At 37.0% G+C, this 24,090-nt stretch carries 20 protein-coding genes; 13 read left to right on the top strand and 7 right to left on the bottom strand.

The genetic code is table 11. The annotated features are described in order from the left end of the window. Positions 1–99 precede the first annotated feature (99 nt). From BUC25_RS00745 to addA, 8 genes are all read left to right on the top strand, one after another. Positions 100–618, top strand: a complete 519-nt coding sequence (locus tag BUC25_RS00745) for a GrpB family protein (RefSeq protein WP_073198736.1) — start codon at positions 100–102, stop codon at positions 616–618. Between the two features lie 72 nt (positions 619–690). Next, entirely contained in the window at positions 691–1,230 is a 540-nt protein-coding gene (locus tag BUC25_RS00740) for an HAD-IIIA family hydrolase (protein WP_073198734.1), read from the top strand. A gap of 64 nt (positions 1,231–1,294) precedes the next feature. After that, positions 1,295–3,052, top strand: coding sequence for an ABC transporter ATP-binding protein (locus BUC25_RS00735; protein ID WP_073198732.1), 1,758 nt, complete (start codon positions 1,295–1,297; stop codon positions 3,050–3,052). Then, positions 3,053–4,789, top strand: a complete 1,737-nt coding sequence (locus BUC25_RS00730) for an ABC transporter ATP-binding protein (protein ID WP_073198730.1) — start codon at positions 3,053–3,055, stop codon at positions 4,787–4,789. A gap of 90 nt (positions 4,790–4,879) precedes the next feature. Further along, on the top strand, positions 4,880–5,233 hold the full coding sequence (locus tag BUC25_RS00725) for a nuclear transport factor 2 family protein (RefSeq protein WP_073198728.1): 354 nt from the start codon (positions 4,880–4,882) through the stop codon (positions 5,231–5,233). A 22-nt stretch (positions 5,234–5,255) separates the two neighbouring features. Next, a complete protein-coding gene (locus BUC25_RS00720) occupies positions 5,256–5,726 on the top strand; it encodes a DinB family protein (protein WP_073198726.1) in 471 nt (156 codons plus the stop codon). Between the two features lie 214 nt (positions 5,727–5,940). Next, positions 5,941–9,414 (top strand): helicase-exonuclease AddAB subunit AddB, encoded by a 3,474-nt coding sequence (addB, locus tag BUC25_RS00715; RefSeq protein WP_280174026.1) that lies wholly within the window; start codon positions 5,941–5,943, stop codon positions 9,412–9,414. Then, positions 9,414–13,097, top strand: coding sequence for a helicase-exonuclease AddAB subunit AddA (gene addA, locus BUC25_RS00710; RefSeq protein ID WP_073198722.1), 3,684 nt, complete (start codon positions 9,414–9,416; stop codon positions 13,095–13,097). Before addB ends, addA begins: the two co-directional genes overlap by 1 nt. A gap of 653 nt (positions 13,098–13,750) precedes the next feature. Here addA and BUC25_RS00705 read toward each other — a convergent pair. The 6 genes from BUC25_RS00705 to BUC25_RS00680 all read right to left on the bottom strand — a co-directional run bounded on the left by BUC25_RS00705 (position 13,751) and on the right by BUC25_RS00680 (position 15,634). Next, positions 13,751–13,969 (bottom strand): spore germination protein, encoded by a 219-nt coding sequence (locus BUC25_RS00705; protein WP_058308177.1) that lies wholly within the window; start codon positions 13,967–13,969, stop codon positions 13,751–13,753. A gap of 6 nt (positions 13,970–13,975) precedes the next feature. After that, positions 13,976–14,359 carry a spore germination protein GerPE gene (locus BUC25_RS00700; protein WP_073198720.1) on the bottom strand — a complete coding sequence of 128 codons (384 nt, stop codon included), beginning with the start codon at positions 14,357–14,359 and terminating at the stop codon, positions 13,976–13,978. Further along, the gene (locus BUC25_RS00695; protein WP_073198718.1) at positions 14,340–14,543 is read right to left on the bottom strand and encodes a spore gernimation protein GerPD; all 204 of its coding nucleotides are present in this window, start codon (positions 14,541–14,543) and stop codon (positions 14,340–14,342) included. The genes BUC25_RS00700 and BUC25_RS00695 overlap by 20 nt, the downstream gene beginning before the upstream one ends. A gap of 95 nt (positions 14,544–14,638) precedes the next feature. After that, a complete protein-coding gene (gene gerPC / locus BUC25_RS00690) occupies positions 14,639–15,172 on the bottom strand; it encodes a spore germination protein GerPC (protein ID WP_073198716.1) in 534 nt (177 codons plus the stop codon). 28 nt (positions 15,173–15,200) lie between these two features. Continuing rightward, positions 15,201–15,404 carry a spore germination protein GerPB gene (locus BUC25_RS00685; RefSeq protein ID WP_073198713.1) on the bottom strand — a complete coding sequence of 68 codons (204 nt, stop codon included), beginning with the start codon at positions 15,402–15,404 and terminating at the stop codon, positions 15,201–15,203. A gap of 11 nt (positions 15,405–15,415) precedes the next feature. Then, a complete protein-coding gene (locus BUC25_RS00680) occupies positions 15,416–15,634 on the bottom strand; it encodes a spore germination protein (RefSeq protein ID WP_058308173.1) in 219 nt (72 codons plus the stop codon). A gap of 193 nt (positions 15,635–15,827) precedes the next feature. On the opposite strand from BUC25_RS00680, the gene BUC25_RS00675 reads away from it, so the two are divergent. The 5 genes from BUC25_RS00675 (at position 15,828) to BUC25_RS00655 (ending at position 22,314) form a co-directional block, all read left to right on the top strand. Beyond that, complete coding sequence (locus BUC25_RS00675) at positions 15,828–17,039, top strand: DUF418 domain-containing protein (protein ID WP_073198711.1); 1,212 nt, start codon at positions 15,828–15,830, stop codon at positions 17,037–17,039. Positions 17,040–17,183: 144 nt separating this feature from the next. Continuing rightward, positions 17,184–17,552 carry a YisL family protein gene (locus tag BUC25_RS00670; protein WP_073198709.1) on the top strand — a complete coding sequence of 123 codons (369 nt, stop codon included), beginning with the start codon at positions 17,184–17,186 and terminating at the stop codon, positions 17,550–17,552. An 865-nt stretch (positions 17,553–18,417) separates the two neighbouring features. Then, entirely contained in the window at positions 18,418–20,253 is a 1,836-nt protein-coding gene (gene asnB, locus BUC25_RS00665) for an asparagine synthase (glutamine-hydrolyzing) (RefSeq protein ID WP_073198707.1), read from the top strand. Between the two features lie 38 nt (positions 20,254–20,291). Continuing rightward, on the top strand, positions 20,292–20,741 hold the full coding sequence (locus BUC25_RS00660; RefSeq protein WP_170862616.1) for a hypothetical protein: 450 nt from the start codon (positions 20,292–20,294) through the stop codon (positions 20,739–20,741). 151 nt (positions 20,742–20,892) lie between these two features. Further along, complete coding sequence (locus tag BUC25_RS00655; RefSeq protein ID WP_073198703.1) at positions 20,893–22,314, top strand: alpha-amylase family glycosyl hydrolase; 1,422 nt, start codon at positions 20,893–20,895, stop codon at positions 22,312–22,314. Positions 22,315–22,727: 413 nt separating this feature from the next. On the opposite strand, the gene BUC25_RS00650 is transcribed toward BUC25_RS00655, so the two are convergent. Beyond that, positions 22,728–24,077 (bottom strand): MATE family efflux transporter, encoded by a 1,350-nt coding sequence (locus BUC25_RS00650; protein ID WP_073198701.1) that lies wholly within the window; start codon positions 24,075–24,077, stop codon positions 22,728–22,730. Positions 24,078–24,090: the final 13 nt, after the last annotated feature.

Genomic DNA, 24,090 nt, shown 5'->3' with positions numbered 1-24,090 from the left:
CAATTAACGTTGGTACTTGTATGAGGGAGAGTAGTCATTCCTTTAACTAATGAATAGGAACTTTAACAGTACTTAGGCAAGAACACTAGAGGTGATCCAATGACACAAACAACGGTTACTATTTGCGATTATAATCCTGAATGGAAAGACAAGTTTAATGATGAAAAAGAAAAAATTATTTCTCTGTTAGGTAAGCAAGTAATCGGAATTGAGCATATCGGGAGTACGTCAATCAAAGGATTAGCTGCAAAACCAATTATAGATATTTTGATAGGTGTCGAAGATATAGAGGATGTAGAGCGCTTTGTTAATCCCTTAAAAACAGTTGAATACGAATATGTTCCTAAACCGGAGTGGGGAGATAGACGTTTTTTTAGAAAAGGAACCTGGGGAAAAGGAACCGTTCATATACATATATGTGAAATAAACAGTAAGGAGTGGAAGGAGAAGTTATTATTTCGGGATTATTTCAGAAAGCATCCAGAAATAGCTCAAGAATACGAATACTTAAAGAAGAGCTTAGCTGCAACCTATAAAAATGATCGACACACCTATACGAACAAAAAGGCACCTTTTATTCAACATGTTATTGAAAAAGCAAAAACAGATAAGAAATAGATTGGAGTTATATAGGCAAGCAAATATATTACAAAATCGATCTAGTTAATTATTATTAAAAGGAGGAGAGCAATTGTGTCACAGGCCATTTTCATTGATAGGGATGGAACAATTGGAGGAAGTGATCAGGTTGTATTGCCAGGTGAATTTCAATTCTTTCCTTATGCGAAACAAGCTTTGGAGGAATTAAAACAAGCAGGGAAACTCGTATTTGCTTTTACCAATCAACCAGCTATTTCAGAAGGGAAAGTAACTAGAGAAGATTATGAACGGGAGTTAAAACAATTTGGATTTGATGACGTATACCTTTGTCCACACCGACATGGCAAAGGGTGTAAATGTCGGAAGCCCTCGCCTGAAATGTTGCATCAAGCAGCAAAGGAGTATCATTTACGTCTCAATGAATGTGTTGTTATAGGAGATAGATGGACAGATATGCTTGCTGCACATGAGGCAGGCTGTATCAAGGTTTTAGTAAAAACAGGCGCAGGAGAAGGTGAGTATCATAAATATCAAAATCAAGAGTTCTTTGGAAAATGGGCTGAAGTATCACCGGACTTTGTTGCTGAAAATATTAAGGAAGCGGTAAATTGGTTATTGTCACAGAATTGAAATAGCAGGAATTTATTGATATATTTTTGTAAGCGATATCTATACTCAAGTGAAGGAGGTAAAGATGAATAGACAACCGAAATCTCATTCTTTATTACAAGTTTACTTTTGGACACTTGCTTTTTTAAAACCTTATATATGGAAGTTGCTTTTACTGATCTTATGCGGTTTAATCATTACTGGTGCTCAATTGGTTATTCCTAAATTGATACAATATTTTATTGACATCGTACTGAATGAACAACAATCTAGCGCATTTATGTGGTTAATTAGCTTTGTTGTTATTTTAGTAGTGTTTATCATTACTTTTTCAGCCATACGAAACATCATCCAACGATTTCTACAAGAAAAAGCCTCACGAGATATGCAGTTCTCCATCTATACGCATTTAAGAAAATTAGGATTCGCTTATTTTGAAAAACACCCAGTAGGAGAAAGTCTTGCGCTCATGAATACGGAGGTTGCCTCCTTACAAAATTTATATAGGCATCTATTGCCATGGATGATAAATAACTTTATTTTTTCAATTATCTCTATTACTTTGATGGTTACCATTAGTTGGAGATTAAGCTTGATTCTTATCCCGAGTTTACTACTTTATTACATATTTGGACCATATCTAGAGAAAAAGGCATCTAAGTACGGAAAAATGATGGCAGATGATCGTATTCGTTTTAACCAAAAAGTATATGAGAGTATCGCTTCTCTAAATGATGTACGTGCAAATTCAGCAGAGGTGTGGGATTTATCTAATGTGAGAAGTAGACACAAACAACTGAATAAAATGATGATCAAAACTTACTGGTTTGCGTTTTGGAGAGGTACCAATCGCCGAATGTCTTATTTTATAGGTGGGGTTGCTATTATTATTTTTGGTTCACACCTCTCCTTAACAGGTCAATTATCTACGGGTGCTTTCGTAGCATTTTTACTTTATTATTTTCAAACAATGCACATTCTTACCTCTGTCGTCACATCGATTACTGAACAAAGAGTTTTGATGGACCAAGCGGAGAAGCTATATGAGTTTATGAGAATTCCAGCAGTTGTTCAAGAAGAGAAAGATACGATAAACATTGATAAATTGCAGGGATATATTGAATTACAGGATGTCTCCTTTAACTATCCAGACAGTCCAGAGGTGTTAAACCAATTCAGACTTTCAATATGTGCTGGAGAAAAAGTTGCATTAGTCGGTGCAAGTGGGAATGGTAAATCTACGATATTAAAATTAATAGGCAGATTCTATGATCCAAGTAAAGGAAGTATTTTATTGGATGGTCAGCCGATTCAAAAACTAAGCTTCAAAGATGTAAGAGGAAACCTAGGCTTTGTTTTTCAAGAGACATATCTTTTTGGTGCAAGTGTGCGTGATAATATATTATTTGGAAAACCAGATGCATCAGAAGCAGAAGTTGTAGATGCAGCAAAAGCGGCATTTGCTCATGATTTTATTACTGAGCTACCGCTAGGATACGATACGTTACTTGGAGAACGCGGGGTAAAATTATCTGGAGGACAAAAGCAAAGAATTTCTATTGCGAGAATGTTTATAAAAAACCCACCTATTATCTTACTTGATGAAGCAACCGCATCATTAGACACTATAAGTGAAAAAGAAGTGCAGGCTGCTCTACAAAAACTGATGGAAGGTAGAACGACGGTAACTGTTGCACACCGACTTTCGACTATTAAAAATTATGACAATATTGTATTAATTGAGAATGGTAAAGTACTAGAAAGTGGTAGCTATGAAGAGTTAGTGAAAAGAAGGGGAGCTTTTTATCACTTGTCACGGGGACAAAAGTTAGAAGGTGCATAAATGAGAAATAATGTGAAGTGGTTATTAACGTATATTCGTCCAACAAAAAGTTTACTTGTTATCGCCACCATATTAATGATTGCAGAATCTTATGCAAGTCTGGCAACGATTGGATTACAACAGCAGTTAATTGATGATGTGCTTATAGCAAATAATTATGATCAGTTATATCATGTACTAGTCTTGATGATTATTGCTTTTATTTCGTATTCCTTTCTGTTTACTTTTGGGCCCCATGCAATCCATAAAACCAAGGCAAGGATCTCGGAACATTTGGTGCAGGACTTTATGCGCTATATGTATCAGATTCCTTCGAAGTCACTTCAGAAGGAACGAACTGGTTCATATGTACAGTATGTTGTCAGCGACATTGATAAAGTAGGAGAAATGGTGGCAAATGATATCCCTAGAGGGTTACAGCAATTAGCTGCAGCCATTATGCTATTTGTCATTGTTGGCTTTAACAGCCCTATTATTTTATTGTTTAGTCTACTAAGTTGTGTTGTATATGTCTTGTTGGGACGATATTTTTCCATCAAATTAAAATGGGGTGCCAAGCAAGTACAAGAGACACGTTCTGAATTAATTGTTCATATAGAAGAAGGGATAGCTTCGACAAGAGAAGTTATTGCCTATCACCGAATCAATTGGGAAACCCAAATATATGATAAGTATTTTAAAAAGTATTTTAATGCGGTGATGGATGAAGGTAAACTTGTTAACCAGCAATTAATTAGTAGTGAGCCAATACGATGGGGAATTACTGTTTTCATCTTGGGATACGGTGGATATTTAGTAATAGAAGGTCAAATGTCGATAGGGATATTTGTCATATTGTATCAGTTTAGTAATCAACTTGTTTCCACGTTTCAAAATCTATTTAATATGGTAATGAATTTTTCTAGTAGAACGGCAAGTCTTGACCGTATTCGAAGTGTGATGGATGGACCAACATGGAGTAACGGAACGAAGCGAATAAACCAGAAAATACAAACGCTTCAACTAAATAATGTGTATTTTAAATATGACATCGATACAGATAATATTCTTAGAGATTTAAATATGGGAATACCCATTGGCAAAAAAATAGCGATTGTTGGTACTAGTGGTGGGGGAAAATCGACTATTGCCCAACTAATTATACGTTTTTTTGAGCCATTAAAAGGAGAAATTAAAGTGAATGGCCAGTCCCTTCCAGCTATAGATCGTGCGGACTGGGGAAAACGAGTAGCTATTGTTTTTCAGGAACCATATATTTATCCCGATACAGTAAAAAATAATATCCTTATGGGCAAACAAGCGGTTAGTGATGATATGTTATTTCAAGTATGTCAGAACGCTTGTATTCATGATTATATTCTTTCACTACCTAATGGCTATGAGACAATTATTGGAGAAAGGGGCATTACTTTGTCTGGTGGACAACGGCAAAGAATTGCGATTGCAAGAGCTTTAGTTAGAAATCCTGAGATCTTAATATTAGATGAGGCAACATCTGCGCTTGATTTGGTCACCGAAAAAGAAATTCAGAACAATATTGATCATTATAGAGAAGGCAAAACAACGATTATTATTGCACATCGATTGTCTACGATAAAAAATGCTGATCAAATTTTTGTTTTAGACCGTGGTCAGGTAGTAGAGCAGGGGACTCACACAACACTCTTAGGAACAGGAAAAGTATACAAAGTCTTAATTCAATCAGAAGAGCAGGGTAAGGATAAGATTTTAGTGTAAGAAATTGGAGTTGTCTTTTAAGGTTATACTATGTGTTTATACTGGAGGGAAAGGTAATGTCTTCTGATTTAAAGAAATCATTTAAAAGAATTGGAACAGAGTCATAGTAATATACAAGTTCGCCAAGATACTAGAAAACTAGGTGAAATACTTTCCGATGATTTTTTTGAAATAGGCAGTTCAGGTAATACTTGCAATAAAGAAGATTGTCTGGAAAGTGGAGTTATACTAACAGAAATGTCCCTTCATAATTATCAAATCAATCTGTTAGCTGATGATGTAATATTAGCTACTTATTATTTAGTTGATAAAACAAGAAATCGAAATACACTACGCAGTTCCATTTGGAAACACATAAATGGTAGATGGCAGCTCTACTTTCATCAAGGAACTAAAACGGAACTGCAGTTAGTAGAGTTTCGCAATAATAGAAAGAATTTATAGACACAGTGAAAGGAGAAATACAGTGAATATCAAAGAACTTATTTTGAAACAATTCCAAGCTTGCCACCATACCGATACGTGGTTTGTATCTTTACACACGGCTTTAATGGGCTTAAATAGTCAACAAGCAAAAGCTAAGACCCAAAGCTCTACTAACTCTATTTTTGAAATCGCACATCACCTATATTTTTACAATCAATTAGAATTACAACGATTTAAAGGAATAGATAATAAACATAATATAACGGATAATAGAACCACGTTTCATAATGAACAGGAATTGAGTTGGAATCGATTAGTAAGCGAATTGTTGCAAACGATGAAAGAATGGGAAGCTGAGATAGAGCGTAGTAATAGTGAATCGATAGAACAATTCTATGAAAACCTCACATATATAAATCTACATAATGCATATCATATTGGGCAAATCGTGCATATACGAAAACTCCATGGTAATTGGGATGAACAGGCCGGTGTAAACTATACTACTTAAAGTAGCTCCTCTCTACAATCCTCAAAGTGGTGACTATATGGAAAACCAAGAGTTATCAAAAATGCTTGTGAAATTTCGTATTTTTTAATAATTACCCCTCCCTGCTCACTGTACTCTCTAGATAATACGAAGTAAGTTATCAGTCCGTTAACGTACTGATAACTTTAACTTTATGATAAAATAGAGTAGAAGCTAGAGAAAGTAGGTGTTTTCTTTGTTGCGATTTTTAATCGGAAGTGCAACTGTTAATAAAAGCGAACAGTGCTTACAGGAAATGAGACAGGAATTGAAGCAAAATCCTCAGGGTCCTCCCATTATATATTTAGTCCCAGATCAAATGACATTTCAGCAGGAGTATGCTTTATTAAATGATCCTGAGGTAAGCGGATCGATCCGTGGACAAGTCTATAGTTTTTCCAGACTGGCATGGCGAGTAATGCAGCTAACGGGCGGGGCAACAAAGAAATTTATTACGTCCACTGGTATGCAAATGATGCTCCGTAAAATTGTCGAAGAACGTACCGATGAGTGGAAGGTATTTCAGAAAGCTGTTGAAAAACAAGGTTTTATTGAACAGTTAGAAGATATGATTACCGAATTCAAGCGATATTGTGTAACACCTGAGTCAATCTCGTTACAGTTACAAGAGATGGACAAGTTTAAACACAAAACAATTGGCGAAAAAGCCTTAGAAAATAAATTAGATGACTTATTATATATTTATCAACATTTATCAGAGGCATTAGCAGGCCACTATATGGATAGTGAGGACCAACTACAGCAATTAGCAGAAGAATTGGAGACCACAGATTATTTAAAAGATACAACCGTCTACATAGATGGCTTTCATCACTTTACACCACAAGAGTTATTAGTAATAGAAGCAATGCTGAAAAAAGCAAAGCAAGTGACGGTTACCTTAGCGGTGGATGAGCTCCAGGGCCAAGAGATGGACCCATTGGATCTTTTTTATCAAACAAAGGAAACTTATCAGCAGTTAAAAGAATTAGCAGATCAATCGATGATCCAAACAGAAGTAGAGAGCTTGGAAATCAATCAGGATTCAGAACAAGCTTTTATTCACTTAGATCAAAAGTTTGATAGTCGTCCGGTACAGAGTTATCCCGAAAAGGCGCCTGTTCAAATTGCAGAAGCGGTTCATCCCCGTGCAGAAGTAGAAGGCACGGCGCAGGAGATTGTAAAACTTGTGCGGGATCACGGTTATCGGTATCGTGACTTAGCGATTTTGATTCGAGAAGCGGATGTGTATCACGATTTAATTACGACGGTATTTCAGGATTATCAGATTCCGATTTTCGTTGATGAGAAACGAACCATGCTTAACCATCCCTTGATTGAAACGATTCGTTCATTATTAGATGTAGTAGAAGGGAATTGGCGATATGATGCGGTATTCCGTTTGCTAAAGGCTGGATTTCTTCCAAAGGGAGAAGGGGAAAATAAGTTAGACCAGGAAGCGATTGATGAATTGGAGAATTATGTTTTAGAATATGGTGTTCGTGGGCGAAGTAGATGGTTAACGGATAAACCATGGATTTTTCAGCGTTTTAAAGGTTTTGACCAATCTGCACAGACGGATCGTGAATTAGCGACACAAAGGCGAATCAATGCTTACCGAGAACAAGTAAGCCGCTCTTTAGCAACGATTGATCAGCAATTAAGAGAATTACCAACGATTAAAGAAAAAACGGTAGCTTTGTTTGAGTGGTTAGAGTCAATCGATGCGCCTCAACATCTGGAAGAGATGCGTGACGCTTATGATCAGGAAGGGCGAGTGGAAAAGGGACGTGAACAAGACCAGGTCTGGGATGCCGTCATCCAGCTATTTGAAGAAGTGACAGAGGTAGCTGGTGAAGAAGAGATGGCGCTAAATACCTTCCGTAATGTGCTGGAATCAGGCTTTGACTCCTTACGCTTTTCACATGTTCCGCCAAGTATTGACCATGTTGTAGTAGGATCGATTGACCGCTCGAGAATGCATGGGATAAAGAGTGCCTTTTTGTTAGGTGTTAATGAAGGATCATGGCCAATGAAGCCTGGTGGAGACGGACTGATTTCAGAGGAAGAAAGGTCATTATTGCAAACACATGGGCTTCAACTTGCAGAAGGAAGTAAGCGCCAATTGTTAGATGATTGGTTTTACGTTTATTTAGCGTTTACCTTGCCTGCGGATTATTTGTGGGTGAGTTATCCAATCAGTAATGAAGAAGGGAAACAAAAGGTAGCTTCTTCCTTAATTAAACGATTAGAAGAGTTATTCCCGACGCAAGAACAGCGTTTGTTTTTACAAGATCCAGAAGAAATGAAAGAGGCAGCTCGTTTTGTGACGACACCAAATAAAACAAGAGGAGCCTTAACCGCACAGTTAGCCCGGAAGTTGAGAGGCTACCCAATTGATGATATCTGGGAATATGTTTTGAATTGGTACATTGAAAAATCGGACAACCAGTACGTTCATCAAAATGTGTTGAAAAGTTTGTTTTATCAAAATAGACCAACAGATTTAGCGAATGAGACGGTAGATGCGCTGTATCCAAACGAGATTAATGCAAGTGTCTCGAGGTTAGAAATGTATCATCGCTGTTCCTATCAGCATTTTGCGAGATATAGCTTAGGTTTGGAAGAACGACCAACCTATAAATTGGACGCACCGGATATTGGACAGCTTTTTCACGAAGCATTAAAACAAATCACCGAGTGGATTCAAAAAGAAGGTCGCCAGTTTGCGGATGTCTTTGATCAAGAGGCAAGGAAATATGCCAATCGAGCGGTCGGTGAACTAGCCCCTGTGTTGCAACATCAAATTTTGCATAGTTCGAATCGTTATCAATATATTCAAAGAAAGCTAGAGCATGTCATCGCAAGAGCGACATTTGTCTTAAGTGAACAAGCAAGAAATACGAACTTTTCTCCAGTGGGCTTAGAAGTTGGATTTGGTTATCCAAATCAGTTAGAGCCATTAAAGGTCGAATTACCGAATGACCATACGCTCCTATTACGCGGGCGTATTGATCGGGTTGATCAGGCAATCGACAATGAACAATTATTTTTGCGAATCATTGATTATAAATCAAGCTCCAGAGGCTTAAATCTGACAGAGGTTTATTATGGACTTGCTTTACAAATGTTGGCATATTTAGATGTGGTCTTATCCAATGCAGAAAACTGGCTAGGGCATCCAGCCTCACCAGCAGGTGTTCTTTATTTCCATGTTCATAACCCGATGGTGTCAGCGAGTGACTTTTTAACAGAAGATAAAATTGAACAGGAAATATTTAAAAAGTTCAAAATGAAAGGCTTGCTTGTGGACGAAGAAGATGTTGTTCGTATGATGGATACATCACTTGAGTCAGGGAGAAGTAATATCGTTCCTGCTGGTTTTAGTAAGAGTGGTTCGTTCTATAAAGGTTCTGCGGTTGCTGAACGTGAGGTCTTTGGTGAGTTGCAAGGCTATATCCACCAATTGATGGAGAATGCCGGTTTAGCGATTACCGAAGGAAAAGTCGATCTTAATCCATTCCAGCAGCAACAGCAAACAGCCTGTACATTTTGTTCGTATCGATCGGTATGTCAGTTCGATCCGACATTAGCAGAAAATAATTACCGTAAGTTACAAGAGATGAAAGATGAAGAAGTAATCGAAGCAATCAAGCGGGGTGAAGAATAATGCCGCAATGGACGAAAGAACAAGAAGATGCAATTTACCAGTCAGGCAAAAATATATTAGTAGCAGCAGCGGCAGGTTCAGGAAAAACGGCGGTACTTGTCGAACGGATCATCCAGAAGCTAATCAATAAAGAGCATCCAATCGATATTGACACATTACTAGTCGTAACATTCACAAATGCGTCGGCACAGGAAATGCGTAATCGAGTTGGCGAGGCTTTAGAGGAAGCATTGGCAAACGATGCAACTTCTACTCATTTAAAAAAACAAATATCCTTATTACAAAATGCTTCCATTTCAACGCTACATGCCTTTTGCATGGACTTAGTGCGAAAGTATGCGTATCAAATTGATATTGATCCAAGCTTTCGAATCGCGGACGGTATTGAAGCGGACTTGATTCGCCAAGATGTGTTAGAGCAGCTTTTTGAAGAGTGGTATGGTGAAGAAGATGAAGAGGAACAGGCACTATTTTTCTCTGTTGTCGATCGTTTCTCCAATGACCGTAATGATTTAGAAGTAGAATCACTGATTTTAAAAATGTATGAGTTTTCGATACAGCATCCAAATCCGGATTATTGGTTAGAACAAATGGCGAGCATTTATCAAGTCGATAGAGATAGAGACGAAAATGATATACCATGGCTGCGTTTGTTAAAAGAAGAAGTAGTAGACCAGTTAGATATTATGGAAAAATTAACGGAAGAAGCATTAGATGTTACGCGGGGAAGTGATGGTCCATATCATTACGCAGAAGCACTCGATCTTGATAAAGAATTGATCCAGCAGGCAAAAGGTGCGATCCAAATCTCCTGGGAAGAAGCGCGTACTATTTTTGCAGAAGCGAAGTTTAAAGCTTTATCTCGTAAGAAGGTAGAATGCTCAGAAGACAAGAAAGAACAAGTGAAGGAACTTAGAGATCAGGTGAAAAAGCGCTGGGGCAATATTGCCAAAGATTGGTTTACCAGAAGTTTAGCAAATCATCTTGAAGATATGCAGGAACTTCATCCAACGATCAACCAATTAACGAAAATGATTAAGCAGTTTAAAGCAGGTTATCAAGAGGCGAAAAAAGACAAAGGTTTAGTTGATTTTGCTGATTTAGAGCATTTTGCGTTAGATATTTTATTACAAGACAAAGACACTCAAACAGCATCATCGGTCGCTTTAGACTTACAGAATAAGTTCACCGAAGTGATGGTCGATGAGTATCAGGATACGAATATTGTCCAGGAAACCATTCTATCACTAGTATCGAATCAGCAAGGTGAAGGAAATATGTTTATGGTAGGGGACGTTAAGCAAAGTATATACCGCTTCCGCCATGCAGAACCTACCCTGTTTATTGAGAAATATAAACGTTTTGCCTTAGAAGAGGATCCAGGTTACCGGATCGATTTAGCACGAAATTTCCGTAGCCGTGAACAAGTATTAACGGCTGCCAATTATATTTTCAGACAATTATTCGATCAAAAAGTCGGAGATATTGATTATGACCAGGATGCAGAATTAATATATGGTAATAAGGATTATGAGCAGGTACCTTTTCCGGATATTGATACAGAACTACTGATTATTGACCAGGAAACGCAAGAACATGATCAGCCGGAAGAAGAGTTCGAACAAGAAGAAGATTTAGAAAAAGCACAATTAGAAGCAAGAGCCTATGCCACGAAAATTCGAAGCTGGATTGCAGAAACGGAAATCATGGATAAGAAGACTGGGCAGCCGAGAAAAGTGGAATACAGAGACATCGTGATTTTATTACGTTCGATGACATGGGCACCAACGATTATGGAAGAATTTAAGAAACAGGGGATACCTGTATATGCGGAGCTTTCGACTGGTTATTTAGCAGCGATTGAAATCCAGGTAATGATTAGTCTATTAAAAGTAATCGATAACCCGAGGCAGGATATTCCGCTTGCATCTGTATTAAAATCTCCAATCGTTGGGTTAGATGAAGACAAATTGGCACAAATTCGTTTAGCCAAAAAAGGTGCGAGCTACTATGAAGCATTAAAAGAATATTTGAAAACGAATAATGAAGACACTTTACAACGCTTTTTCGATCAATTGCAACGTTGGCGAAGAGAAGCAAGACAAGGAGCCTTATCGACGTTGATCTGGGAAATATACCAGGAAACAGGTTATTACGATTTTGTTGGTGGTATTCCTGGCGGGCGTCAACGGCAAGCAAACTTAAGGGCATTATATGACCGGGCTAAAAGCTATGAATCTACATCTTTTAGAGGTTTATTCCGATTCTTGCGTTTTATTGAAAGAATGGAAGAGAAAGGTGACGATTTAGGTGCAGCAAAAGCACTAGGGGAACAAGAGGACGTTGTAAGGATTATGACGATCCATAAAAGTAAAGGACTTGAATTCCCATTAGTGATTGTAGGAGCAATGGACAAACAATTTAATCAGCAAGATTTAAAAGCGAAATACTTATTACACAAGGAATTAGGTTTTGCCACCAAATACATTGATCCAGTCAAACGAATTATGTATCCTACATTGATTTATCATGGCATCAAAAAAGAAATGCAACGCGAAATGTTAGCAGAGGAAATGCGTGTCCTATATGTTGCACTAACACGTGCGAAAGAAAAAGTAGTATTAGTCGGTACGGTTCGTTCCTTAGAGAAAAAGAAGAAGAAGTGGGCCAATATAACAACCCATCAGAATTGGGTATTACCTTCCTATTATCGCTTAGAATCGTTATCTTATTTAGATTGGGTCGGTGCCAGCTTGGTTCGTCATCAAAAAGGTGATGTGTTACGTGATCAGGATGTAGCAGTCCCAGAAGCTATCACAGACGATGTTTCGGTTTGGAAAGTGGAGCGTGTCCATCAAGGGGATTATCAGTCAATTGATGAAAGTAATCGCGAGCAAATCGAAGAATTAGAACAAGCAATTCACCAGTGGCGAGGTTTACATTTAGAGGATGAGACTTTGAAAGAAAAAGTAGAGAATCATTTAGAATTCCAGTACCCATATCAAGATTCGATTCATTTTCGAGCGAAACAAACGGTTACCGAAATGAAACGTCAGCATGAGGTCAAAGATAGTTATAGTGACCAGCAAATAATTGAACCATTTCGAGCTCCGATAAGAAAACGGCCACGATTTATGCAAACAGAACAAAAATTAACCCGAGCGGAAATTGGTACTGCCATGCATACTGTCATGCAACATCTACCGTTAGCTGAAGAATGGAACGAAATGAGGTTAACAGAATTCATTTCAAAATTGGAAGCAGAGGAAATAATCACAGCAGATGAAGCAGCAGTAATCGATACTGAAGCAATTCTTGCCTTTTTCGAAACAGAGATTGGCAAGCAAGTAGTTGAAGCGGAACATGTGGAAAGAGAGATTCCGTTTAGTTTAACATTGCCTGCTGGAGAAGTTTATCCAAATTGGAATGAAGAAGATCAAGAACGCATCTTTTTGCAGGGTGTGATTGACTGTGTGATTCAGACGGATGAAGGGTGGATATTATTAGATTATAAAACCGATCAGATTCAAGAAGAGATCTCTTCACAAACGAAAGAAAAATTGAAAAATCGTTACCAGATTCAAATCGATTTGTATGCCAAAGCACTAGAACAAATTTGGAGACAACCCGTCGTTGAAAAATATTTATATTTCTTTGACAAAGGGTTGTTGGTGAAAGCCTAGCATAGAATAAGTGACAAAAATATCTAATCCAAACGACGTTGAACAGCTGTCGTTTGGATTTATACATATTAGGAGGATTATGCGACAAAATGGTAAGGGTAATTATGAGATATTATATGCGCCTTGCAACCGCTCCGGCTTGTCCGTTTCCCTTTCCGCGGGTTTTTCTCCTCAGCTAACTTTGGCAAGCAAAGACCACTTACCAAAGTGGATCTTCGGATAAAAACTTCCCGCAGGAGTGGAAACGGACGCCTGCGCTTTTTAATACTCTACAACTCAAGCAACAATAATCACGTAGGCCACCATATTCACAATTTCCTATCGATTTGTCGTTAAATTACTCACAATTGTTATCTAAGCTGGTCTAATGCCTGAGTGTAACCATCGAAAATATTAGCATTTGCAATATTTGTAGAGAGTCATTCAGCGTAGGCGGCCACTTCCACTCCTGTGGGATCGTTTTTTCTGAAGATCCACTTTTCCATGCGGTTTTTGCTTGGAAAAGTTAGCTGAAGGGAAAACCCTACGGAAAGGGAAGTGGGCAAGCCGAAGCGGTTACCACGCACATAGACCTTTTCAAAATTGCTACCAGAGTTATGTCGTATAATCCTTTTATTGTTCAAGAAATAGGATGACTTTTTTCGACCCAGTCTTTATGCATTCCCACCTATTACTTGGTCTACGGCGTCTGGATCGATGGTATTTGTTATATTAAAACCGGTATTTGTATTAGAAAAGTCACCATTATTATTAGCACCTGCACCTGAGGCGGTTTTTGATGCACTTTTTGGAGATAAATAGAAACTATCGCCAAAGTTAATGACACCACCGCCAACACTATTTATTTTAATTGGACCAACAATTGAAGGCATGTATTTTCACAACCTTTCCTTATTCTCTGATTGAATGATTCGAATATGTTTTTGTCTAGCTAAGGATTGAATACTGTCTGTACTACCTAATTGTACAATAGAAGAGGACGAAATTGCTGTCACATCAATAGTCGGAATCGAAATGTCTTTTCGATGATGACAATGAATTCCTTCTACCGTTTCAGGATCTGGAAAAGGATTTATTGTAGTATCAAAAATTGGATATCTTTCTAATTCAAATCCTTTATCAGAATCTGCCCCGCCTTCTTTTTGGACAGCAAGTGCATCTAATTTGGAATCGATTTGTTTAGCATCTCCGATCTGTAACAGCGAACTATACGTTAAACTACTTACCTTTATATCTTTTACTTTAGTCGTTCTGAATTCCATTGATATCCTCACCAGGGTTTTTTAAGGTATCTATGCCGACAATGTATGATTCAGGCGGTGTATCGAATAAGGCGGCAAGATTAATTTCGTGACTATCCCCTACAAGAAAAAGAGAGGAACCAGAGACACCAATAATGGATACGTGTCCCACTCCTAAATTCCAATTATGAACTTCATAATGCATTGTTATTTACTCCTTTTTTAACGGCGCAAGCGTCCATAGTACCTTATTCGAAAAGTTCTGAACCTATAAAATGGACGCTAACTTCCTGATAACTCTCATTTTTTATTATTTTCAAACCATTTTTTTAACCCTAATTGTAATTCATTTTTAACGTTTGATAATATATGTTCTTGAAGCTGATCAGGTGGTACGTTTGCGTTTTGGTAATAAGCAATACGGCTTGAAAGTTGGTTCTTTAAGTCATCTAGCAATGTTTTACGATAAGCAGGTTCTAACGGATAGTTATAGTGTTGCTCTAATTGTTCCATGTAAGGAGGGATTTCTTGTTCAATATGTTGATCTAATATTTGATGGATTGAGGACTGCACTTGAGGAGATGAAGCTCCTGGTACAGAAAATTCATCGATATTATTTAAATCTTCTGGTGTTACCCCAATATGCAGTGTTCCATCTAATCGTTCAATTTTTAATTGGTCGAAATGATATTCTAGTTTTTCAATCGTTGTTTTTGGTGACGTTTGTTGTTCCAATTGGTGAATTCGGTTCTCTAAGGAGTTAATCTGCTCATTCAATTGGTGGATATGTTGTTGGAGTTGGTGGATATAAAAGGCCATCATTTGATAATCCAACGTGTATCACTCCTTTGAGACATTCATTTTAAAAAGGCGATAAGGGTACCATGGGTTCTGGAATTTCTTGTGGTGTAGCTTCTTCTGCAGTCGTTTCATAGCCCCCTGTGTTATACAACTGAGAAAGTGCCTGCATCTTCCCAGTACTCCCTATTTGTAGAACGGAGGAGTTATTAATACTCCCTACTTTTAAGAAATGGATATAAATCGATTGATTGATGGTAATGTGCATTAAATCACCTACTATAATCCAGAAATATTTTGGTCAAATTGATCATCATCAACCATCGTAGTTTGTGCATTCTCTAAATGGACGCGAATTCCGTCACCGGTATTAAATGATCCTCCACCAGCAAACGTTTTAGCTTGGGTGTATGGTTGAATTTTATAGACATCTCCAATGTGAAATATGCTAGAAGAACCAATGTTAATCACTTTTACTGCTCCTACAATAGCTGGCATACGCATCATCCTAACATTCATTGTGTTACCGATTACCAGTTATTACATCATCTCTGTATCCATTTTATGAATAAACGGTAAGTTTGTGAAAAGTAACTAATATTTATAAATATTTTCAAATATTACTAGTTTCCATCTTCTTGTTAAGATAAAATAAATGCAGACAGAAAGAATAAATAGGAGTGAATAAATAATGAACCAAGCAGCACCATTAACAGATTCTAAACGCTTGCCATGGATTGATACGGCAAGAGGATTTGCAATTTTAGGAATATTTTTAGTGAATTTACCATCGTTTCATGGACCATATTTTTTATACGGAAATATGAATAATTATTGGGGCACTGAAGAACCAGGTATATGGCAAGCGATTCTTGATATATTCTTTCAAGCTAGTTTCTATACGTTATTTTCATTTTTATTTGGGTTCGGCATGCAGATTATTTTGGAGAATTTAAAATCCAGAAATGTGGCTTCTCCCAGAAAAGTAGCAGTTCGCCGTTCTATATTGTTGATTATATTTGGGTTAATCCATGGGTTATTGATCTGGTATGGAGATATATTATTTACATATGGGATCATTGCTTTATTGTTACTCTTGTTTGTGAAAAGTAAAAATGTCACTTTGTTTGTTTGGAGTTTATGTTTGTTATTGATTCCTAGTTTAATGTTCTCTGGTCTCTTATATTTAGCAAGTCTATTAGAAGATATTAGTAACCTTGCAAATATGGCTGCGATCGAGGCTTCTTATCAACATTACGGCAATGGGACCTGGGGAGAGATTATAGGGCAGAATGTCAATGACTGGCTATATAGCAATAGCTTATTGAATTTTATTTTTGTAATCTTTAATATATTACCTATGTTTTTAATTGGGATGATCTTTGCAAGAAAGAAATGGTTGCACAATGTGAAGGAACATTATAAAACATTACATAAAATCTGGATAATTTCTTTCATTTTGTTTCTGTTATTCAAAGCGGGACCATATTTGTTTGGGAATCCTTACTGGTTCTCTACGCTTCAGGATGCGATAGGTGGAAGTGCCTCTGCCGTATTTTATGTGATAACCATTACGTTCCTGTATCCTAAATTGACCGGTTTGTTCCAACTGATTGGTTCTGTAGGGAAACTGGCATTATCCAATTATATATTGCAATCGATCATCGGGATCTTCATATTCTATTCGATTGGTATGGGACTATACGGGAAGTTATCACCGTTTCAAACGCTTTTAATAGGGATAATTGTATTTGCGGTTCAAATCATGTTAAGCCATCTTTGGTTGCAAAAGTATAAAAGAGGGCCACTTGAATGGTTGTGGAGAAGCATGATTTACAAGAAAAAATTCGTTAATCAAAGAGTTGAAGAGGAAAATGTATACGATAAGGCAGAAAATAATTAATGTGACAATTGAGTGAAAATAAGGTTGAGAAATGAAATAATCGTGGATACATGATATGATACATGTAGCACAGAGTTAACCTAGAAAAGATATTTGGGATAACTAAGATGGGAAATTAAGTGATAATATTGGGGGTAGGTAAAAATGACACATTTGCATATTACTGCATGGGTTCTTGCGTTAATTTTATTATTTGTATCGTATGCTTTTTATAAAAAAGGGCATAAAGCCGGAAAAATTCTACATATGATTTTACGTCTAGATTATTTATTACTACTTTATTCAGGTGGAGATCTTCTTGCAAGTTTATTTGATGTGAATTCTCCGATTTTTGGAGAACTGATAATCAAAGGACTTGCTGGGTTATGGGTTATCGTGGCAATGGAAATGATATTAGTCAAAACATCTAAATCACAACCAACCAAAAGTTTTTGGATTCAGTTAATAATAGCCTTAGTGTTCGTACTAGTACTAGGTTTTGGTCGACTGCCGCTTGGTGTACAGTTATTTTAAAAAAATGAAGAGGTAAGGACAAAAGAATATTTTAATATCAAAATCCAAACGACTCAAAAGCTATTTACCGAATCGTTTGGATTTTCTGCGTATTAGGAGGAACTATGCAATAAACTTTGTGGTAATTTTGGAGTAGTTTAAACTGGTTAACATCCGCTCCGGCTGCCTATTTTCCTTTTTACCACGGGGTATCCTCATTTAACTGAATTGCTGTGAACTAACTGAAATAGTTTATTAAAAGTATCGAAACTAATGCTGTGCTAACACTCCGAAAAACACTCTTTTCAGGGGGTTCTAAGCTTGCATCGTCCAAAAGGAGAAGTGCGCACCTGCTCAAGTGTCCGATAAGAGAATATATCGCCAAAAAGGAGAAACGCGCACATACAAAGTGCAACACCTATTCAAGCAAGCTTTCGTAGTGTTTTCTATGCAGTGGATCTTTAGATGAAACGTTCACATAGGAGTGAAAGTGGGCGGCCTTCACTATACAATTGTCCTTCAACTATTTTAACAGGTAGCATTTTGATCGGTTACGTTATTCATTCTTTTTGCATTGCAGAAATGACATAATGCTACCTCATGCTAGCGTTGTAGAATATCAAATTAGCGTAGGCGTCCGATTCAACTCCTACGGTATGTTTTTATTTCTAAGAACACACATCATGTCAAAATTACCATCAAGTTATGTCGCAGTTTCCTATTATTACGTACCAATACAGATTTCATTGTTCGTGTTTTAAGTTAAGAACGATATCTATGTCCCATCCTCCTCATTTTTTTATTAGGTGTAATCTGTTCATTTTCCGATGGTTCCTGCATATATTAGTAAGAGTGACTTGAGTAGAGAAAGGTGTGTCAATACTGTATGTGCGGGATTACTGGATGGATTGATTTTACGCGTAATGTAAAACAAGAAAATAAGCAAATTAAACAAATGACAGAAGCTTTAAAGCATCGAGGACCAGATGCTACCGGTTATTATAATGAAACACATATTGGCTTTGGGCATCAACGTCTCATCGTTGTCGATCCTGACGGTGGCAAGCAACCAATGCAACATCAACAATATGTCTTGGTATATAATGGCGAGCTTTACAACACCGAAGAGATCCGAGCAGCATTAATAAAAGAAGGATGGCAATTTGATTCCCATTCTGACACCGAAGTGTTATTAAAGAGTTATGTTGCTTGGGGAGAAAAACATATTGAAAAATTAAATGGCATTTTTTCTTATGCGATATGGGATTTCAAGAAGCAACAACTTTTTCTTGGACGTGACCGCTTAGGCGTAAAACCACTATTTTTCAAAGAACATCAAAATGGTTTATTATTTGGCTCGGAAATCAAAGCCATTTTAGCTCACGATGAGGTAAAACCCGTTTTGAAAGAAGAAGGATTATCAGAAATATTCGCGCTTGGACCGTCAAGAACGCCTGGGCATGGTGTGTTTGATCAGGTCAACGAATTACGAGCAGGACATGTCGGAATTTTTGATAGAGATGGTTGGAAAACACGAAGATATTGGAATGTCGAAAGTAAAGCACATCATGACTCTGTTGAAGAAACAGCGGAAAAGGTTCGAACATTACTGACAGATGCAGTGGAAAGACAGTTGGTTTCAGACGTTCCCCTAGGAACTTTTTTGTCAGGTGGTGTTGATTCAAGTGCCATTACTGCGATTGCTACCAATTACTTAAAAAATAATCAAAAAGATGCATTACAAACATTTTCTATAGATTACGAAGAAAATGATAAATATTTCAAAAAGTCCAGTTTTCAGCCAAACCAAGATAAAGAGTTTATTAACAAGATGATCTCGGCACTTGGTACAGAACATAACACTTATGTTATGGATAACAATACATTAGCAGAGCTATTAACAGATGCCGTACGCTATCGAGATTTGCCTGGTATGGCAGATGTTGACTCTTCCTTGTTGTGGTTTTGTCAACAAACAAAACAACAGGTTACAGTTGCATTATCAGGAGAATGTGCAGATGAAATTTTTGGAGGATATCCATGGTTTTATCGAGAAGATGATTTAAATAGGGAGGGGTTTCCCTGGATTCGATCATCCGGAATTCGTCAAGGATTATTACGTAGCGAAATGAGCAAAAAGTTAGACTTAGCAGGTTATGCAAAACATAGATATCAAACAACAATGCAGGAAGCACCTTTATTAGACGGAGAAGATGCAGAAGCAACGGCTAGAAGACAAATGTTTTATTTAAATATGCATTGGTTTATGCCAACTTTGCTTGACCGTAAAGATCGAATGAGTATGGGGGCGAGTTTTGAAGCTCGTGTGCCATTTAGTGACCATTTATTAGTAGAATATGTTTGGAATATTCCCTGGGAAATAAAAACACATGGCGATCGGGAGAAAGGCATTTTACGAAAAGCATTAGAAGGCATTTTGCCGAATGAAGTCTTGTATCGGAAGAAAAGTCCATATCCTAAAACACATCACCCGGCTTATACCCAATTCGTGACGGAGTGGATGGACAACATTCTAAACGATGAAGACGCTCGACTATTTGAAATATTGGATCGTTCATTAGTGAGAGACCTGGTAAATCAAAAAGCTGCCAATATTCAGAACCCTTGGTTTGGCCAATTGATGACAGGGCCACAGCTTCTTGCACATTTAGCACAAATCGATTATTGGCTAAAAGAATATAATATTACCATTGATATCTGAGAATAACCGACACAAAATGGATGAAAGTAGTGACCGTGATGAATAAAGTTTTTATTGGCTTGTTTCTGCTTCTTCTTATAAGTTTATCCATTTCAATATTTTTACTAGAATGGGAGTATTCTTTTGTCACGATGGAAGGGCGTATGTACCAAGTTACAGAGGAAAGTTTAGAAGAAAATGCTTTAGGAGATTTAATAGGTCAGGTTACTGCCATTGCGAATACTCCACCGGATCAATATCATGAAAATATATCCAACCATTACCCAATTGGTACCCCATATTACAAAATAATTAGAGTGCCTGTGGAGGATGCGATCGCTATAAAAGAAAATGGCAATTATTATAAAGCAATTTATCAAAAAAATGTTATATTCTATTGGGAAAAACTATACCCGTATGTTATTCCAATTATATTTTTAGGTGTATTAGTCCTATTATATAGGTTTCGAATAAATATTAAGAAAGTATATTCAAATTCTCTATCTTAAAAGGATAGGGATTTATTTTTTTCGATATAGTTGATGTTACCCGCATGGATTCGTCACAAAAATTTCATACTAATTTGCTATATAGGTATTTGACAATTATTCGATGTCTAGGATAATAGAAGACGAATATGTTTTAGAGAAGGGGATAGTTATGCATTACATAAAGAAAGGAATTCCTTTGATTCTTTTATTGCTTCTAGTGCTTCCAGCAGTTAATGTGATGGCAAAAGAGCAAATAGATGAGAGAATCTATTATATCTTGGTAGATCGATATGTGAATGGAGATAATGACAATGACATTGAAATAGACATTGACGATCCTAATGCATATCATGGTGGGGATTTGCAAGGTATTACAGATGAAATTCCTAGCCTAAATGAATTAGGTATTTCAACAATTAATCTTAGTCCAGTTATGGTTGCGAGTTCCTATCATGGCTTTGACCCAATCGAGCATCAGAGTGTGGATCCGCAATTCGGAGATATATCAGATTTACAACAATTGATTTCAAAAGCACATGAAAACGATATGAAAGTAATAATGGATTTTCCTTTAACCAATGTGGCACAATTTCACAACTGGTCGGAACAAGGAACGGAATGGGTGAAGGCGCCTACGACAAATCAATTAGGTGAGAAATTGCCGGCTCTTGATCTGAATAATCAAGAAGTAGAACAATATTTCTTGGAAACAGTCGTTTATTGGATGAAGACCGTAAATGTTGATGGCTTTCATTTTTACGTTAATGAACAGACACCTCAAGCCTTTATTGAGGAACTTCAACAACGTGTAAAATCCGAAAATGAACAAGCTGTTGTTATTTTAGATGGAAATAAAGGCAAGGAAGGGATGCAGCATTCTTTTCAAAAAGAAGCTGTTGAAGTCTTAAAACAACCTGGAGAATCTTTGGATCCTTTGATAAACACCGAAAGTAACGGAGTACATTACATGGAATCAGTGGTAACTCCACGTTTTACTCATGAAAGTGTGCAGGCAGGATTTAATCCTGTAACAAGGTGGAAGTTAGCATCTACACTTTTATATACATTACCTGGCGCATCCTTTGTGTATCAAGGTGTAGAGGTCCCAATGGATAATGGATTAGCTGAACCAGATCACCGGATGGCAGAGCTTAATAAAGAAGATGAGGAACTTGTTCAGCATTTAGAAAAGCTAGCAAACATTCATGAGAATTCTTCAGCGCTAAAGCTGGGAGATATGGAGTTAATGGCGCAAGAGGGTGCAATGTCTGTTTTTAAAAGAAGTGATCAAAATCAAACGATGTATGTTGCAATTAATAACGATACAGAAACAAAAGTTGCCAGTTTAGAAGATATTGGGGATGACATGCAGTTAAGAGGTCTGTTAGAGGATAATATTGTTCGAGTACAAAATGATGGCACACATAAAGTTATTCTAGAACGTGAAACAAGTAATATCTTTATTTTGGAAGAAGATACTGGTTTCAATTGGTTCTTTATTTCGATGGTGGTTGTTATCATAGGAGGCTTCGTAGCTTTTATAGTGGCAGTAGGTGTGAAAAATAGAAAAATGCGGAATAAAAAAGATTAAGAAACCAACGAGCATGGCTGCTCGTTGGTTTCTATTAAGCGAGGAATATAATCTGCGGTATCAACGCTTTTTCAATCCATCGCTTCGTCTGTCCACTTCCCTTTCCATGGCGTTTTCCCTTCAGCTAACTTTTTCGAGCACAAACCGCTCAAAAAAGTGGATCTTCAGGTAAAACAGATGCCATAGGAGTGTAAGCGAACGGCCTACACTATAAAGTGGTTCTACATCATTTGTGACAGCTAATTTGTCGAGGTTTATGAACAATATGAAATAAAAGTCGCGATATCACTATTTACACTCATTGTAGAGGTTTTAAAGCTATAATCCATTCCGAAATTACTACTAAAAAGACCACATGGGCTTTTCCAGTTTTTCTTAATTATAGCAGAACCAAGCTTTTTAATACTAAAATCTTAGGATTCTTTCTTTACAAAGGCTTTTCGAACCCAGATTTTAGAATGCCACCTTCTAAGCATCAAAATACCTCGTAACCATTCATCTGCAATAAAAGCGATCCATACACCGAACAAACCTAATTCTAAGAAAATGCCAAAGAACCAAGCAAATGTCACACTAATACCCCACATCGATGCAATTCCGATAAAAACAGGAAATTTAACATCACCAGTAGCCCTTAAGGAATTAATGACTACTAAGTTAAATGCTCGTCCTGGTTCTAAAATAATGGTGATGAGTAATAGGAACATTCCTTTTTCAATTATGGTAGGATCATCTGTAAAAATACCAAGTAATGTTGAACTAAAGCTATAAAAGATTATCGCCATGATGGTACTTATCAAAATCGCTATTTTTAGACTCTTAATACACCTTTCATAGGCTTTCTCAATATCTCCAGCACCAATCATATGACCAATTATGATTTGTGTACCTTGTCCGATAGCAATGGAAAATAATAAAATAAACATCATCAGGTTCTGTACATATACTTTTGTGGTAATTGCTAACGTTCCCATCTGTGCAATAAAATAAGTAATCGCCATTTGGCTAGTGTTATAGGATAGCTGTTCCCCGGCAGAGGGTACTCCAATTTGTAACAAATCCTGGACATGTTTTTTTTTATATCTGAAGAAAGAAGTAAATGGCAATTGTCGATTACTGCGCCATATTAATATAAATATGAGAATAATAAAACCGATAAATCGACTAAACATCGTTACATATGCTACACCTTCTACACCTAAAACAGGTAATCCGAACGGTCCGAAAATAACAAAATAGTTACCAATTACATTAAGAATATTCATGCCGATCGTGACATACATCGTATCTTTCGTAAATCCATAACTTCGTAAGATAGCAGAAACAGTCATAATCAACGCTTGAACAAAAATGAAACCACCTACAATATTCATATATGTGGAAGCTTCACCCAATAATTCATTTGGTAAATCCATTAGATTTAAAATAAAATCACTGAACACAAATAATAGTAAACTTAAGGTCAAAGAGAATAATAGATTCAAACTTATTGAAGTCACGGCAATTTCTCCTGCCGTTTTCGCTTGTTCAGCACCTAAATTTTGTGCCACAAGGATGGATGCGCCTGCTGCTACAAAACCAAACATGACTATCACTACTGACAATACTTGGTTTGACACCCCTACTGCTGCTACTGAATGATCAGAGTACTGGCTAAGCATTAACGTATCTGCATTTCCCATTAACATATGCAATAAAATTTCTATGAATATAGGCCAAGTTAAGGTGAATAAACTTAACTTTTTTGTATCTGTCTGTTTCATTAGGATCCTTCTT

The sequence above is a fragment of the Gracilibacillus kekensis genome (assembly GCF_900143085.1).
Taxonomy (GTDB): Bacteria; Bacillota; Bacilli; order Bacillales; family Amphibacillaceae; genus Gracilibacillus; species Gracilibacillus kekensis.
The sequence above is the reverse complement of the archived record's forward strand: the minus strand, read 5'-3'. Positions and strand labels throughout refer to the sequence as shown.

Bases quoted from the DNA above. Each gene is read 5' to 3' on its own strand.
- BUC25_RS00745 (WP_073198736.1), top strand. From the start codon at position 100: ATGACACAAACAACGGTTACTATTTGCGATTATAATCCTGAATGGAAA.
- BUC25_RS00735 (WP_073198732.1), top strand. From the start codon at position 1,295: ATGAATAGACAACCGAAATCTCATTCTTTATTACAAGTTTACTTTTGG.
- BUC25_RS00730 (WP_073198730.1), top strand. From the start codon at position 3,053: ATGAGAAATAATGTGAAGTGGTTATTAACGTATATTCGTCCAACAAAA.
- addA (WP_073198722.1), top strand. From the start codon at position 9,414: ATGCCGCAATGGACGAAAGAACAAGAAGATGCAATTTACCAGTCAGGC.
- BUC25_RS00705 (WP_058308177.1), bottom strand. From the start codon at position 13,969: ATGCCTTCAATTGTTGGTCCAATTAAAATAAATAGTGTTGGCGGTGGT.
- BUC25_RS00700 (WP_073198720.1), bottom strand. From the start codon at position 14,359: ATGGAATTCAGAACGACTAAAGTAAAAGATATAAAGGTAAGTAGTTTA.
- BUC25_RS00695 (WP_073198718.1), bottom strand. From the start codon at position 14,543: ATGCATTATGAAGTTCATAATTGGAATTTAGGAGTGGGACACGTATCC.
- BUC25_RS00685 (WP_073198713.1), bottom strand. From the start codon at position 15,404: ATGCACATTACCATCAATCAATCGATTTATATCCATTTCTTAAAAGTA.
- BUC25_RS00680 (WP_058308173.1), bottom strand. From the start codon at position 15,634: ATGCCAGCTATTGTAGGAGCAGTAAAAGTGATTAACATTGGTTCTTCT.
- BUC25_RS00675 (WP_073198711.1), top strand. From the start codon at position 15,828: ATGAACCAAGCAGCACCATTAACAGATTCTAAACGCTTGCCATGGATT.
- BUC25_RS00670 (WP_073198709.1), top strand. From the start codon at position 17,184: ATGACACATTTGCATATTACTGCATGGGTTCTTGCGTTAATTTTATTA.
- asnB (WP_073198707.1), top strand. From the start codon at position 18,418: ATGTGCGGGATTACTGGATGGATTGATTTTACGCGTAATGTAAAACAA.
- BUC25_RS00660 (WP_170862616.1), top strand. From the start codon at position 20,292: ATGAATAAAGTTTTTATTGGCTTGTTTCTGCTTCTTCTTATAAGTTTA.
- BUC25_RS00655 (WP_073198703.1), top strand. From the start codon at position 20,893: ATGCATTACATAAAGAAAGGAATTCCTTTGATTCTTTTATTGCTTCTA.
- BUC25_RS00650 (WP_073198701.1), bottom strand. From the start codon at position 24,077: ATGAAACAGACAGATACAAAAAAGTTAAGTTTATTCACCTTAACTTGG.